The 14,930-nt window shown below is 70.8% G+C and carries 13 protein-coding genes; 3 read left to right on the top strand and 10 right to left on the bottom strand.

Features of this window, described 5'->3' with window-relative positions; translation table 11 throughout:
* Positions 1–134 precede the first annotated feature (134 nt).
* The 3 genes from MTES_RS07090 to MTES_RS07080 are packed head-to-tail and all read right to left on the bottom strand — an operon-like array spanning position 135 to position 3,300.
* Entirely contained in the window at positions 135–2,072 is a 1,938-nt protein-coding gene (locus tag MTES_RS07090) for a YhgE/Pip domain-containing protein (protein WP_013584544.1), read from the bottom strand.
* A complete protein-coding gene (locus tag MTES_RS07085; RefSeq protein ID WP_013584543.1) occupies positions 2,069–2,698 on the bottom strand; it encodes a hypothetical protein in 630 nt (209 codons plus the stop codon). Before MTES_RS07085 ends, MTES_RS07090 begins: the two co-directional genes overlap by 4 nt.
* Positions 2,695–3,300 (bottom strand): TetR/AcrR family transcriptional regulator, encoded by a 606-nt coding sequence (locus tag MTES_RS07080; protein WP_013584542.1) that lies wholly within the window; start codon positions 3,298–3,300, stop codon positions 2,695–2,697. The genes MTES_RS07085 and MTES_RS07080 overlap by 4 nt, the downstream gene beginning before the upstream one ends.
* 73 nt (positions 3,301–3,373) lie before the next feature.
* On the opposite strand from MTES_RS07080, the gene MTES_RS07075 reads away from it, so the two are divergent.
* Positions 3,374–3,874, top strand: coding sequence for a hypothetical protein (locus MTES_RS07075; protein ID WP_013584541.1), 501 nt, complete (start codon positions 3,374–3,376; stop codon positions 3,872–3,874).
* 200 nt (positions 3,875–4,074) lie between these two features.
* On the opposite strand, the gene argG is transcribed toward MTES_RS07075, so the two are convergent.
* The 3 genes from argG to MTES_RS07060 form a co-directional block, all read right to left on the bottom strand.
* Positions 4,075–5,517 carry an argininosuccinate synthase gene (gene argG, locus MTES_RS07070; protein ID WP_013584540.1) on the bottom strand — a complete coding sequence of 481 codons (1,443 nt, stop codon included), beginning with the start codon at positions 5,515–5,517 and terminating at the stop codon, positions 4,075–4,077.
* An 84-nt stretch (positions 5,518–5,601) separates the two neighbouring features.
* Positions 5,602–6,267 (bottom strand): peptidylprolyl isomerase, encoded by a 666-nt coding sequence (locus MTES_RS07065; RefSeq protein ID WP_043361154.1) that lies wholly within the window; start codon positions 6,265–6,267, stop codon positions 5,602–5,604.
* Positions 6,268–6,384: 117 nt separating this feature from the next.
* On the bottom strand, positions 6,385–7,113 hold the full coding sequence (locus MTES_RS07060) for a Pr6Pr family membrane protein (protein WP_231848156.1): 729 nt from the start codon (positions 7,111–7,113) through the stop codon (positions 6,385–6,387).
* A 108-nt stretch (positions 7,114–7,221) separates the two neighbouring features.
* Between MTES_RS07060 and MTES_RS07055 the strand changes: the two genes are divergently transcribed.
* Positions 7,222–8,508, top strand: a complete 1,287-nt coding sequence (locus tag MTES_RS07055) for an adenylosuccinate synthase (RefSeq protein ID WP_013584536.1) — start codon at positions 7,222–7,224, stop codon at positions 8,506–8,508.
* Position 8,509: 1 nt separating this feature from the next.
* Positions 8,510–9,739 (top strand): lactonase family protein, encoded by a 1,230-nt coding sequence (locus tag MTES_RS07050; RefSeq protein WP_013584535.1) that lies wholly within the window; start codon positions 8,510–8,512, stop codon positions 9,737–9,739.
* Positions 9,740–9,795: 56 nt separating this feature from the next.
* On the opposite strand, the gene MTES_RS07045 is transcribed toward MTES_RS07050, so the two are convergent.
* Genes MTES_RS07045 through MTES_RS07030 form a run of 4 tightly spaced genes read right to left on the bottom strand, consistent with a single transcriptional unit; the run spans position 9,796 to position 14,915 of the window.
* Entirely contained in the window at positions 9,796–11,748 is a 1,953-nt protein-coding gene (locus MTES_RS07045; RefSeq protein WP_013584534.1) for a glycoside hydrolase family 127 protein, read from the bottom strand.
* A gap of 2 nt (positions 11,749–11,750) precedes the next feature.
* The gene (locus tag MTES_RS07040) at positions 11,751–12,656 is read right to left on the bottom strand and encodes a carbohydrate ABC transporter permease (protein ID WP_013584533.1); all 906 of its coding nucleotides are present in this window, start codon (positions 12,654–12,656) and stop codon (positions 11,751–11,753) included.
* Position 12,657: 1 nt separating this feature from the next.
* The gene (locus MTES_RS07035; protein WP_043361151.1) at positions 12,658–13,563 is read right to left on the bottom strand and encodes a carbohydrate ABC transporter permease; all 906 of its coding nucleotides are present in this window, start codon (positions 13,561–13,563) and stop codon (positions 12,658–12,660) included.
* 56 nt (positions 13,564–13,619) lie between these two features.
* Positions 13,620–14,915 (bottom strand): ABC transporter substrate-binding protein, encoded by a 1,296-nt coding sequence (locus MTES_RS07030; protein ID WP_013584531.1) that lies wholly within the window; start codon positions 14,913–14,915, stop codon positions 13,620–13,622.
* Positions 14,916–14,930 lie beyond the last annotated feature (15 nt).

Raw genomic sequence — 14,930 nt, 5'->3', positions numbered from 1 at the left:
AAGGGGATGCGGGGCCGGGGGCCGCGGTGAAGAGCGGAGGGGCGGGGGCGAGCGGAGGACGGATGCCGCGGGTTCCCCCTCCGGTTGTCCCTCATCCTCCGCTCTTCACGCGGAACCCGGCCCGGAGCGCGTCCTCAGCCGATCAGGCTCGGCTGCAGGTCGCGCAGGGTGCGGTGGTGCGTCATGCGCGTCACTCCCAGCGCTGCCAGGGCCACTCCGCCGAGCATCCACGCGCCCAGCACCAGCAGATCGGGCCCGACGCGTGAGACGTCTCCGCCGTACATGACCTGGCGCATGGCATCCACCACGTATCCCATCGGCAGCACGTGGTGCAGTGCCGCGAGAGGTGCGGGGAGCGTCTGCCAGGGGAAGGTTCCGCCGGCCGTCACGAGCTGCAGCACCATGAGGACGAGTCCGAGGAACTGCCCCACCGATCCGAGCCAGACGTTCAGGGCCAGCACGATCGCCGCGTAGGTCGCGGAGGCGAACAACAGGATGCCGAGGGCAGCCCACGGATTCGCGAACGAGAACTGCAGGGCGATGGCGAGGACGGTGAAGAGCCCGACCATCTGCAGAGCACCGAGGCCCGCGGGCGTGAGCCAGCCCGCGAGGGTCACGCGGACGGGGGAGCGCAGCGCCGTGATCGCGCGCTTCGACACGGGCTTCACGATCAGGAACAGCGCGTAGATGCCGATCCAGCCCGCGAGCGCCGCGAAGAACGGGGCGAGGCCCGCGCCGTAGTTCTGCGCTTTGGTGACCGCGCTCGTGCCGACGCTCACCGGGTCGGAGATGGCCTGGGCCTGAGCCTTGCGGGTCGCGTCGTCGGAGTCGGGGATCTGCTGCACGCCCGAGGCCAGCCCGTCGCGCAGCTGTGTCGCGCCGGTCGAGAGCTGGCCGATGCCGCTGTCGAGCTGGCTCGCGCCGTCGCGGAGCTGGGCCGCGCCGTCGCGCAGTTGGGCGGCTCCGGATGCCGCGGTCCCGGCGCCATCGGCCAGGGTCGAGGCTCCGTCGGCCGCGGAGGCGGCTCCGGTGGCCAGGGAGGCGCTGCCGTCGGCGACCTGGTTCGCACCATCGTCGAGCTGGTTGATCTGGTCGACCGTGCTCTGCACCTTGGCGTTCGCGGCGCTGAGGCGCTCGCCGACGGGGTCCAGCCGCGACAGGATCTCGTCGATCTTGGCCTGGCTCAGCCCCGCGTCGGCGAGGGCCTTGGCGATGTCCGTCCGCGCTTCGGGCAGTCGTGCCGCCGCCTCCTGGGCGATCGTGCCGACCTGGCGGGCCGCGTCGTCGATGCGGTCCACGCCCCCGGCGACCTGACGTGCACCATCGGCGACCTGCGCCGACCCGTCGCGCAGCTGCGCCGTCCCGTCGCGCAGCTGGTTCGCGCCGCTCGACAGCAGCGCCGTGCCGTCCGCCAGCTGCGACGACCCGTCGGCGAGGGTCGCCGACCCGGTAGCGAGCTGCGACGAGCCGTTCTTCGCCGTGTCGAGGCCGTCGACGAGCTGCGTCGCCCCGTTCGTGGCATCCACGAGACTCACCCGGATCGTGTGAAGGGCGTCGAGCAGCGAGAGTCCCGCTTCATCGACGACCTTCTTCGCGACGGAGGCCTGGATACGCGCGACCGCCTGCGTGCCGATCGTCGAGGCGAGGTAGTTGTTCGCATCGTTCGTGCGCAGCTCGATGTCGGCCTGTCGCGGGAACGAACTCGACAGGGATGCCACGGACTCGGTGAAGTCCGCCGGGAGCGTCACGATGAAGTCGAAGTCGCCGCGCTCGAGTCCGGCATCCGCGGCGTCGGAGGAGACGCGGTGCCACTCGAACGTGTCGCTGTCGAGCAACTGCTCGGCGGCTTCGTCGCCGAGGTTGCGCTGCTGGCCGTTGACATCGGCACCCGTGTCGTCGACGACGAGGGCGACCGGCACGTTGGAGAGGTTTCCGTACGGATCCTGGTTCGCCCAGAGGTAGAGACCTCCGTACAGGATCGGAACCGCGAGGAGGGCGATCAGGGCGATCACCGACATGCGCGTCGAGGTGAGGCGGCGGAGCTCCGCGGTGATCATCTGCGGGACCTTCATCGCGCGTCCTCCTCGGCAGGTGTGGTGTTGAGCGCACCGGCGGCGTCCAGGGCCGTCTGCGACGCCTGGCCCGCGATCACGAGCACGGCGTACCCGCGCTCCGCGAACTCGCCGGCGATGCGCCACCAGGCGGCGGGCTCGCCGCCGTGGCGGTCGGGCGCGACGAGGACGAGTCCCTCGACGTCTTTGCGCAGCGCCGCGAGCTCGAGGAGCAGGCGGACCCGGGCGGCCGGATCGACGTTGCCGATCGGCAGACTCGCGAGCGCGTCGAGGCCGATGTCCTCGAGCCAGCGCGCGGCGGCGAAGGGCGTGGGCGCGTGCCCGGCGAACATCAGTTCCTCGGCGACGACGCCCGTGACGGTGACGTTCGGCTCGGGCTCCGACACGACGGGGGCGTCGACCAGGGCGACCCGGCGGCGGATGGCCTTGGCATCCGTTCGTCCGTCGATCGTGACCTCGCCGCTGTCGATCTTCATGCGACCGGATGCCACCAGGCCCAGCACCGTGGGACGCTGCTCCGTCTCGGCGAGGGCCAGGGTGGCCCGGCCCGTCTCGAACGCGGCGGAGGTCGGGGGGAGGGCGCGCTCAGCGCGGCCCTTCGCGACCTCGGAGAGGACGATTCTCACTGCTTCTCCAGTTCGGGGTACTCCGCGAGGAGGGTCTGGGCCTCGGTCCACGACAGGCCGGCGATGCCCAGGACGGCGCGGACGGCGATCGAGCGCGCCGTCGACGCGCCGGCGTCGACGCGGCTGACGACCGTGCGGCCCGTCTCTTCGAGCAGGCGCGACAGGGTCGGGGCGGGCAGGTCGGTGCGCAGCTCGCCGGCTTCCTGCCCGCGGCGGACGATCGCGTCGATCCGGCGACGCAGCGGGGCGAGCGCGGCGGAGGTCTCGGGCAGGTGCGCGTCGTCGAGGGCGAGCGCGGCGGCGGCCTGCACGTGAGCGGCTTCCGCCCAGAGCTCGGATGCCAGGCGCGCGAGCGCCACGCGCGAGTCGGCGTCGTCGACGCGGTCGGCGATGGCGTTGAAGCGGACCGCCCCCGCGGCGATGACCTCGCGGATGATGGCGTTGCGGTCGTCGAAGTGGCCGTACAGGGCGCGGCGTGAGAGTCCGGCGCGGCGGGCGATCGCGTCGATCGACGCGCGCGGGTCGTGGCCGATCGCGGCGGTCGCTGCGTCGAGGATGCCGGCGCGGTTCTCGACGGCGTCGCGGCGGGTGGGAATGCTCACGAGGGATCAGTGTACGCCGAAAGTGCACGGGTGTGTGCAACTTATTCTTGAGGTGTCGCGGGAGGATGGGATCGTGCGCCGTCATCCCTCCCTGTCCCTGCTGGCCGTTCCCCTCCTCGCGATGGGCTTTGCGGGGTGCACGGCGGACGCGCCGACCGACGTGCCGACGCGGACCTTCACGAAGTCGATGAACGAGGTGCGCTCCGACGCGCGCGCGGTGAGCGACGCCCTGGTCGCGGCGTTCGGAGAGGTGAAGTTCGACCAGCCCCACAACGACGATGTGGAGGCCTGCGCGGACGAGGACCCGGGGATCGCGCGGTGGAACTGGATCCGGGTCTTCGGCGCCACCGATCCCGCCTCGACGATCGCCGAGATCCGCGAGACCTACGCGAGTGACGTCACGACCTCCGACACCCCGGGCGATGTCGAGGTCGCCCCCGGCCGGAGCGTGATCGCGACCTCCCCCTACACGCTGATCCGGAATGACACCGGGTCGTATCTCCTGCAGTCGCAGACGGGTGCGGAGGGGATCGTCACGATCACCGTTTTCAGCGCGTGCGGTGTGCTGAGCTAGCGACCGGCGCTCCCGGAGGGGCCCGCGATGCGCGAGAGCCCGCGATGCTCGGGGGCCAGCCGCGCGCGGGAGCCGGCGATGCGCGGGAGCTGGCGATGCGCGGGAGCCTGCGATGCGCGGGAGCCAGCGCTGCGCGTGGGCCCGCAACGCGCGAGAGCCCGCGACGCCGGGCGCCGCGGGCTCTCGTCGAGGTCGTCTCGTCAGTCGGTGCCGGAGTCGAACGCGGCGGACTCACCCGCGGCATCCGTCGCCTCGGCCAGGCGCTCGCCCTCGGCAGACAGGGGGGCCGCCGACTCGATGATCTCCTGCGCGCCGCCCGCGGCGACGTCGCCGACGAGCTCGCCGGTCGGGCCGCCGATGAGACCGAGGCTCGCGTACTGCTCGAGACGCGCGCGCGAGTCGGCGATGTCGAGGTTGCGCATGGTGAGCTGCCCGATGCGGTCGACGGGGCCGAACGCGGCGTCGCCGACGCGCTCCATCGAGAGCTTCTCGGGCGAGTACGACATTCCGGATGCCACGGTGTCGAGGATCGTGTAGTCCTCACCGCGGCGCAGGCGCACGGTGACCGACCCGGTGATGGTCGACCCGACCCACTTCTGGATCGACTCGCGCAGCATGAGCGACTGCGGCTCGAGCCAGCGGCCCTCGTACATCAGGCGACCGAGGCGGCGACCCTGCTCGTGGTACGTGGCGAGGGTGTCTTCGTTCAGGATGCTGTTGACCAGGCGCTCGTAGGTCAGGAACAGCAGCGCCATGCCCGGGGCCTCGTAGATGCCGCGCGACTTGGCCTCGATGATGCGGTTCTCGATCTGGTCGCTCATGCCGAGGCCGTGGCGTCCGCCGATCGTGTTGGCCTCGCGCACCAGGGCGACCGGGTCGTCGAAGCGCGTGCCGTTGATCGCGACGGGGCGGCCGCCCTCGAATTCGACCGTGACGTCCTCGGTCTCGATCTCGACCGCGGGGTCCCAGAAGCGCACGCCCATGATCGGCTCGACGATCTCGAGCGACACGTCGAGGTGCTCGAGGGTCTTGGCTTCGTGTGTCGCGCCCCAGATGTTGGCATCCGTCGAGTACGCCTTCTCGGCGCTGTCGCGGTAGGGGAAGTCGTGGGCGACGAGCCACTCGCTCATCTCTTTGCGGCCGCCGAGCTCGGTGACGAAGTCGGCGTCGAGCCACGGCTTGTAGATGCGCAGGGCGGGGTTGGCGAGCAGGCCGTAGCGGTAGAACCGCTCGATGTCGTTGCCCTTGTAGGTCGAGCCGTCGCCCCAGATGTCGACGCCGTCTTCTTTCATCGCGCGCACGAGCAGCGTGCCGGTGACGGCGCGGCCGAGCGGTGTGGTGTTGAAGTACGTGCGTCCGCCCGAGCGGATGTGGAACGCGCCGCACGCCAGCGCCACGAAGCCCTCTTCGACGAGCGCCGTCTTGCAGTCGACGAGGCGCGAGACCTCGGCGCCGTACTGCGTCGCGCGGCCGGGGATCGACGCGATGTCGTCTTCGTCGTACTGCCCGAGGTCACCGGTGTAGGTGCAGGGGATCGCCCCCTTGTCGCGCATCCACGCGACGGCCACCGAGGTGTCGAGACCACCCGAGAAGGCGATGCCGACGCGCTCGCCGACGGGAAGGGACTGCAGGACCTTGGACATACGCCGATTCTATCGGGGGCGGATGCCGCTCCCCGACTCGTGTGGAGGGGTTCCGTCCCCCCTCCGCGTTGGGGAGGAGGAGTGTCAGCCGACCGTGACGGCGGTGATCTCCACCGGAGTCGCGGGCGCGCCGTCGGCACCCCCGCCGGCGACGCCGGCCTGGCCGATCTTCTCGACCACCGCGAGGCCCTCCGGTGAGAGAGTGCCGAAGACCGTGTAGCTCGGGGGCAGCTTCGAGTCGGCGTAGACGAGGAAGAACTGCGAGCCGTTCGTCCCGGGCTGGCCGGTGTTGGCCATCGCGACCGTCCCGGCCGGGTAGGTCTCGCTACCGTCGAGCTCGTCGGCGAACGTGTAGCCCGGCCCGCCGCGACCCGTCCCGGTGGGATCGCCGCACTGCAGCACGAAGATGCCCTGCGTCGTGAGGCGGTGGCACTGCGTGTTGGTGAAGTACTGCTGCTGTGCGAGCGACACGAAGCTCTCGACCGTGCACGGCGTGCGCGCGCCGGTGAGGGTCATCGAGATCTGCCCGGCGGAAGTATCGAGCGTCACCGGGACGTCCCCGGCCGGCCGCTCCGTCCCCTCCGCGGGAGGGGTGACGTCGACCGACGGCTTCCCCGACGTCGGGTAGGCGCACGCGCCGGCCGCGCTCGGTTCGCTCGCGGGCGGGGTGGCGGGGGTGGGCCCCGCGCATCCGGCGATCAGGAGCAGGGCGGAGGCGGCGAGAACCGCCGAGATCAGTCGCGTGCGCACGCGCTCCAGGGTAGAGCGCCCGGGGCGTGGCATCCGTCCCCCGCTCGGAGAAAGGCGTCGAACTCGGAGAGTTCGCGCCGATTTCCGCGAGGACGACGAGATTCTGCGAGCGGCGCCTCAGGACGAACGGATGCCGCGCACCCGCCCGATCGCGACGGCCCCGCACGCCAGACCCACGACCGCCACCGCGATGACGACGATGTAGACCGCGACGCTGCCCCAGCCGTTCGTGTGCGGGTCGAAGAACGGATACGGATACCAGTACGGCGCGCCCGTCGTCTGGTTCGTGATGAAGGGGGCGCGCGCGAGGGTGTAGACGATCCAGACGATCGGGAAGATCGCCGCGCCGAGGGCCGCCTTCCACGGGAGCCGACGTCGACCCGGACCGACGAGGAGATCGAGCAGGAAGAACAGCGGGGCCCACACGTGCACGATCTCGTTCGACCAGCCCACCGACTCGGGCTGCGGCGGGAGCCCTCGCAACAGCAGGTTGTAGACGATGCCGGTGATGATCATGTAGGTCGACACCCACGCCAGAGCGGTGGCCAGGGCGGGGGGATCGGCCTCGAGACGGCGGCCGCGGACGAAGAACCTCGCTCCCGCGAGAGCGAGCACGACGACCGCCGAGAGGTTGGACAGATTCGTGAAGAAGCTGAAGAAGTTCGCCACGACGGTGAGGAGGTCGCGGCCCATCGCGGCGGAGAAGCTCACCGTCGAGACGAACTGGGCGGCCACCGCCACCGCGACGAGCACCGCCATCGCCACCCGCGCGAGGTTCCACCCCGCCGCCCACCCCGGGGCGCGCCCCGCGGTCTGCGCCGTCGTCGACGCCGAGAATCGTGCCATGGGGGCACGCTAGCGAGCCGGCCTCCGCCGAGGCGGGGCTTGCGGGGGCGGTGTCGGACCCTCTCGATAGGATGGGGTGTACCGCCGGACAACATGCGAGGAGCACTCATGCCCGGAATCGTGATCGTCGGCGTCCAGTGGGGCGACGAGGGCAAGGGCAAGGCCACCGATCTGCTCGGTGAGCGCACCGACTGGGTGGTGAAGTTCAACGGCGGCAACAACGCCGGCCACACCGTCGTCATCGGCGACGAGAAGTACGCGCTGCACCTCCTGCCCAGCGGCATCCTCTCGCCCGGGGTGACTCCCGTGATCGGCAACGGCGTCGTCGTCGACCTCGAGGTGCTGTTCGCCGAGCTCGAGGCGCTGAACGCGCGCGGCCTCGACACGAGCCGCTTGAAGATCAGCGCCAACGCGCACATCATCACGCAGTACCACCGCACGCTCGACAAGGTCACGGAGCGCTTCCTCGGCAAGCGTCAGATCGGCACGACCGGCCGTGGGATCGGCCCCGCGTACGCCGACAAGATCAACCGCGTCGGCATCCGCGTGCAAGACCTCTTCGACGAGAACATCCTGCGCCAGAAGGTCGAGGGAGCCCTCGACCAGAAGAACCACCTGCTGGTCAAGGTCTTCAACCGCCGCTCCATCACCGTCGACGAGGTCGTCGAAGACCTGCTCGCCTACGCCGAGCGCGTGCGGCCGATGGTCGCCGACACCTCGCTGCTGCTGAACGAGGCTCTGGATGCCGGCGACGTCGTCGTCTTCGAGGGCGGCCAGGCCACGATGCTCGACGTCGACCACGGCACCTACCCCTTCGTCACGTCGTCGTCCGCGACGGCCGGCGGCGCCTCGACCGGCTCGGGCGTGGGCCCGAACCGCCTCGACCGCATCGTGGGCATCGTGAAGGCGTACACGACGCGCGTCGGCTCGGGCCCGTTCCCGACCGAGCTGTTCGATGAGAGCGGCGACTGGCTGCGCTCGCGCGGTTTCGAGTTCGGCACCACCACGGGCCGCCCCCGCCGGGTCGGCTGGTACGACGCCCCCATCACGCGCTACGCGACGCGCATCAACGGCATCACCGACCTCGTGCTGACCAAGCTCGACATCCTCGGCGGTCTCGAGCAGATCCCGGTCTGCGTCGCGTACGACGTCGACGGCGTGCGTTTCGAAGACCTCCCGGTGAACCAGACCGACTTCCACCACGCGAAGCCGATCCTCGAGTACTACCCCGGCTGGAGCGAAGACATCTCCACCGCCCGCACGTTCGACGACCTGCCGCAGAACGCGCAGGACTACGTCCTCGCACTCGAGAAGATGAGCGGAACGCGCATCTCGGTCATCGGCGTCGGCCCGGCGCGCGACCAGGTGATCGTGCGACACAACCTGATCGACTGACATGCGCTTCTGGGTGGGGGCCTACGCGGGGGACGCGGGATCGGCCGAAGGCATCGGCATCCTGCAAGCCGGAGACGCCGATTCGGTCTGGGCCTCGGGCCCGCTCGGAATGGTCGGCACGGCCGTGGCCGCCCCCGGTTCGGCATCGTGGCTCGCCGCCCACCCGACGCACGATCTGCTCTACGCGGCGCTCGAATCCGACGGGACGGTGCAGGCCTACCGCCGCACGAGCGAGACGCGCCTGACCCCGGTCGGCCCCGCGATCGAGGCGGGCGAGTCGGTCTGCCATGTCGCGGTGTCGCCGGACGCGACCTTCCTCGTGGCGAGCTGCTGGAGCGACGGACGAGTCGTCCGGATCGACCTGGATGCCGCGGGCCGCCCGTCGCGTCCCGTGATCGCCGCGGAGGCCACCGATCCCTGGGGCTCCGACTCCGCGGAGAGCGGCGTCTCGACCGGCGCTCGCGTCTCGGGCGCCGTCGTCCCCGATCTCGCCGCGGCCGCGCGGGCCCTGCGCGAAGCCGCGGGCGATGAGTACGGCGACCTCGTTCCCGCGTACGACGTTCCCGCGTACGACGTTCCCGCGTACGACGCCGTGCCCGAGACCGACGCCGAGTCGGAGGAGGCCGCGATCGGCCCCCGCGTCTCGCGCTCGCACCAGGCGATATTCCTCCCCAGCGGTCTCGTCGCCACCACCGACATGGGCCTCGATCTGGTGCGCTTCTGGCGCCCCGGCCAGAGCGGGCTGCGTTTCGTGCAGCAGGTCGTGCTGCCGAAGGGCAGCGGTCCGCGGCACGGGTTGTGGCATCCGTCCGGCCACCTCTACGTCGTGACCGAGCTCAGTCGCGAGGTGTTCGTCCTGGCTCCGGATGCCGAGGGCCGGTGGCACATCATCTCCGGGCAGCCGCTCGTCGGCAGTCTCGACACCGACACCGCGGCCGAGCTGTGCGCGAGCCGCGACGGCTCCACGCTCTACGCGGGAGTGCGCGGCAGCGACACGATCGGCGTGCTCGCGGTACGCGGGGCGGGCGAGGCGCTGCAGTTCACCGCTCTCGCGGACGCCGGCACGCACTGGCCGCGGCACCACGTCGTGGTCAACGACACGCTGCTCGTCGCGGGCCAGCTGGCCGACGAGATCGTCTCGCTCCCGCTCGATGCCCGCACGGGCGTGCCGGGTCGCGTGCGTCACCGCACGGCGTCGCCCTCGCCGACGCGGTTGCTGCCGATGCGCTGAGACCCCCGAACGCGAAGACGGAGCCCGCTCCTCGGGGAGCGAGCTCCGTCCCGTGGTCACGCGGTCGGGATCCAGACCCTCATCGTGGACGGGCCGCGGTTGCCCCAGTCGTGGTAGGGCACGAGGGCCACTGCTTCCGCGTCGCCGGTGGCCGCGGGGGTCGGGGGCGCGTACGGCCAGCCCTCGTCGACGGGCGCGCGGTGCGCGAGCTGCACCCACACGCGGCCGTCCTTCTCGACCACGGACGCGTCGGAGGCGAGGGCGACGTCGCCGACGTCGGCCCCCTCGGCGAGGTCGACCGACTCCAGCGCCCACACCTCCGGCCCCCGCTCGACGGCGACGCAGCCGCGGACCGCGTCGATGCGCGGGTCGGGAACGACGACGCGCGGCGCCATCGGCAGGTCGAGCTGCACCACGTCTCCCGTACGGAAGGCCCGGCGCACCCGCGCCCAGCCGGGCTCGGCGGGCAGCGACTCGCTGCGCCCGTCCGCGCCGTCGACCCGTAGGAGCGCGCCCGTCGCCCATCCCGGCACGCGCAGGGACAGGGTCCAGGCCTCGTCGGCGTCGGCGGCGATCCGGACGCGAACGACGCCGTCGGCGGGGTAGTGCGTCGCCACGTCGAACGCGATCTCGCGGCCGTCCTCGAGAGTCGTCCGGATCTCGGCCGGGGCGTACTGATGGATCTGGATGCCGTCGGCGTCGGCCGTGGCGACGTAGGCGTCGAGACTGGCGAGCGTGCGGGCCACGTTCGGCGGACAGCACGACACCTCGAACCACGGCGCCCGGAGCGAGGACGACGCGCGCGGGGAGGTCGCGTCAGGATCCGGAACCACGCCGGGGACCCGCTGGTGCAGCGTGTTGGCGTAGAAGAAGCTGCGCCCGTCCGCGGCGGGGGAGGTGGCGACGACGTTGAAGAGCGTGCGCTCGATCAGGTCGGCGTACGTGGCATCCCCTTCCGACAGGAGAAGGCGCCACGAGAACATCACCGACGCGATGCCCGCGCACGTCTCGGAGTAGGCGCGGTCCGGCGGGAGCTCCCAGTCGTCGCCGAACGCCTCGTCCTGGTGGTGCGAGCCCTGGCCGCCGGTGATGTACGTGCGGCGTCCCCGCGTGCGGGCCCACTGGCCACGGAGGGCGGCGAGCAGCGCGTCGTCGTCGTTCTCCACGGCGACATCGACCGCGCCCGCGGCGAGGTAGTTGGCACGCACGGCGTGCCCGCCGAGGGCTCGCGTTTCGCGCACCGGAATGTCGTCCTGGAAGTACCGGCGACCCCACTCGATGTCGGCGAGCGTGTCGTGCCCGCGTCGCTCGACGAAGAGCGCGGCCTGGGCGGCGTAGCGCGTGTCACCCGTGACCCGGGCGAGCTCGACGAGGGCCGCCTCGATCTCGGGATGGCCGCAGAAAGCGGGGATGCCGTCGGGTCCGAAGACGTCGCAGACGAGATCCGCCGCGCGTCGTGCGATCGCGAGCAGCCCGTCGTCGGCACCCGGTCTCGTCCGCTCGCGGGCGACGGCCGCCTGGAAGAGATGGCCGAGGCAGTAGAGCTCGTGCCCCCACTCCAGGTCGGACCACCGCGGCTGCTGCCCGGGGCGCCCGAACTCGGTGTTGAGGTAGCCGTCGGTCTCCTGCGCCGCCGCCACCCGCGCCACGATGTCGCGGAAGGTGCGTTCGAGCGCGGGATCGTCGCTGCGACCGATCTCCCACGCGGTGGCTTCGAGGTACTTGTACACCTCGGAGTCGCTGAACTCGCGTCCCCGGCGACCCGCCGGGAGGGTTCCTGCGGCGGCGCGATCGAAGTTCGGCAGCCATCCCTCGGACTCGAGACGACCGAGGATGTGGTCGAGCGTGTGGGCGGCGTTGACGCCCTGTCGCTCGCCCCAGAACCCGCCGGTGATGCGGACGTCACCGAGGCCGAGGGGGCGCAGACGAGAGCGGGTCGGGAGGACGGGAGCGGCGACGGTACGCGCCGTGTCCGGGTCGAGCGGACGAGAGGGGAGGGTGGTCGACATGGTCATCCCTTGAAGGCGCCGGACATGAAGCCGCGCACGTAGTGACGTTGGAGGATCAGGAACAGGACGATGCACGGCAGCGCGAGCACGACGACGCCCGCCTCAGTGACGCCGTAGTCGATGACGCCCATGGTCTGGCCGCGCAGGTTCGCGACCGCGAGGGGCAGCGTGATGCGCGATTGGTCGTTGATGAGGATCAGCGGGGCGATGAAGTCGTTCCAGGCGGTGAGGAACGCGAACAGGCCCACCGTGATGAGGCCCGGCTTGACCGCCGGGAGCAGCACGCGCCACAGGGCGCCGAAGCTCGTGCACCCGTCGACGAGGGCCGCCTCGTCGAGCTCGCGGGGCACCGACTCGAACGAGATGCGCATCATGAACATCGAGAACGGCAGCTGGAACATCGTCAGCACGAGAGCCACACCGACGAGCGAGTTCTGGAGTCCGACGGCGTTGAGGATGACGTAGAGCGGGATCAGCAGCGTGGCGTAGGGCACCATCAGGATCGCCAGCACCAGGAGGAACAGCAGGTTCTTCCCCGGGAAGGAGAAGCGGGCGAAGGCGTAGCCCCCGAGGAACGACACGAGCAGCGTCAGGGTGACGGTGAGCAACGACACGAACAGCGAGTTGCCCAGGTATACCCAGATCCCGGACTGGAAGGAGGCGAGGGTGGCGTAGTTGCCGAAGCCCCAGCCGTCGGACTGGCTCGTGCCGGCCTGCGGGCTCACCGAGGCGACCCCGGTCCACACCAGGGGGTACAGGAAGATGATCGCCAGTCCCCCCATGAACACGGTCGAGGGGATGCCTCCGAGCAGGCGACCGTTCGGACGGCGGCGCGCGCGCGAGCCGGGGGCGACGATTGTGCGGGTGCTCGTGGTGGCGGCGGGTGAGGGAGCGGCGGTCAGGGCCATCTCAGGACTCCTCGGGGCGACGGAACGCGCGCAGCTGCACGACGTTGATGACGACCAGGGCGAGCAGGATGATGACCGACAGCGCGGCGGCGATGCCGAGGCTGTTCTGCCCCTGGAAGGCGATGTTGTAGATGAGCTGCACGACGGTCATCGTGCTGTTGTCCGGCCCGCCCTTGGTGAGGATGTAGAACTGGTCGAAGGCCAGGAGCGACCCCGTCACGCACATGACGGTGGTGAGGGCGAAGGTGGGCCGGAGCAGCGGGACGGTGATGTCCCGGAAGATCTGCCAGCGGGAGCCGCCGTCGATCCGCGCGGCCTCGTAGATGTCCTCCGGGATCCCCTGCAGCCCGACGAGCAGCAGGAGCATGTAGAACCCCGCGAAGCGCCAGACGATGAGGAACACCGTCGACCAGAGCGCCCCGTCGGGCGATCCCAGGAAGGTGATGCCCCACGACTGCATGAGCCCGGCGAACGGACCGGCGATGGGGGAGTAGAGCACGTAGAACAGCAGCGACGCCGAGGCGAGTCCGAGTGCGCTGGGCAGGAGGAATGCCGTGCGGAGGAAGCCCTTCCACCGGGTCGACTCCTGCACGAGGAGCGCGAGCCCGAGGCCCAGGCCGATCAGCAGGACGGTGGTGATCACCGTGTACAGCAGCGTGAAGCGCACCGACTCCCAGAAGAGGCGGTGGTTCAGGGCATCGGCGAAGTTCTCGGGGAAGTTCGGGCCCATGTTGCCCCGGAGCAGGGGCCACTCCGAGCCCGACATCTGCAGGACGAGGAGGAGGGGGATGACGAAGAGCGCGACGACGAACAGGGCCGTCGGTGCGGCGTACAGCCAGCCCTGGACGGGTCCGCCGAGCGCCGAGCGCGCGTAGCGTGAGCGCCGAGTGGGGGAGGAGAGAGCCACGGGTGTTCCTTCCGGGGAGGGGGGTGCCGGGTGAGCCGCCCGGCACCCCCGCGGGGTTACTGCGACAGGACCGCGGTGATCTCGTCGTTGTCGGCGTCGACGGTGTTGGTTCCCTGGAGGACGGCGTTGCGCACGAGAGTGAGCCAGGGGCTTCCCGGGGCGTTGAACGCCTGCTGGAAGTTCAGTGCGACCGGCGTCTTGCCCTTGCCGGCGACCTCGTTGATGGCGACCTGGCGCGGGTCCTTCGCCGCGTACTCGTTGTCGGCGAGGTCCGACCGCGAGACGGTGCTCCCGCCCTTGGCGAGAACACCGACCTGCGCGTCCTCGGACGTCAGCCACGACAGGAAGTTCCACGCCTGCGGCGACTGCTTCGAGTCCTTGGAGATACCGATTCCGTCACCACCCACGAACGTGGACTCGCCCCCCTTGACACCGGGGATGCCCGAGACGCCCGCGTCGAAGGTCAGGCTCGGCAGCAGGGTGGCCGGGAAGGGCATGATGCCGACCTTGCCCTCCTGGAAGCCCGCGACCCACGTCGCGCCGGTCTCGTCGGCCGAGCCGGGAGCGACGGCACCCGACGCGTTCAGGTCCTTCCACGTGGAGTAGACCTTCTTGGCGGCGTCGTTGTCGAGCAGGGACTGCGTGCCGTCGGCGTTCAGCACCTCTTCGCCCGATGCCCAGACGGAGGGGAACCAGGTGAACAGCAGGCATCCACCGCAGTTGAGTCCGGTGGACGTTCCCGAGACACCGGGCTTGTTGAGCGCCTGCACGGCCTTGGCCGTCTTGGCGAAGTCGTCGATCGTGGCGGGGGCCTTCTCGGGGTCGAGACCGGCCTCCTTGACGAGGTCCTTGTTCCACATCATGACCGAGAGGTCGAGCACGAACGGGAGCACGTACTCCTTGCCGTCGAGCGTGCCCGCGTCGAGGTGTCCCTGGTTGATGGAGGACTTGTACGACAGGCCGTCGATCTGCGCCGAGACATCCTGGAACAGACCCTGCTGCACCCAGTTGGGCACGTACACGATGTCCGCCGCGAACAGGTCGGGCAATCCGCCCGAGCCCGCCGCCGCCCCGACCTTCGCGACGTAGTCGTCGTTCGGGACCACGGTCAGCTCGACCTGGTTCTTGTGGCTCGCGTTGTACGCGGCCACGAGGTCCTTGGCCTGCTTCTCGAGGGGAGCGCGCGTCCAGAGGGTCAGGGTCGCGCCGTCGTCGGTGCCCTCCGCCGGGATGTCGGCGGGAGCGGCGGTGCTGGAACCGCCGGAACACGCGGCCAGGCCGCCGACGAGAGCGCTTGCGGCCAGGATGGCCGTCGCTGCCCGAAGGGCGAAGCGGCGCCGGGATGGGGTCATTGCAATCTCCTCTAG

This window comes from Microbacterium testaceum StLB037 (assembly GCF_000202635.1).
Lineage (GTDB): Bacteria > Actinomycetota > Actinomycetes > Actinomycetales > Microbacteriaceae > Microbacterium > Microbacterium testaceum_F.
Note: the sequence above shows the minus strand (reverse complement) of the source record. Positions and strands in the feature narration are given on the sequence as shown.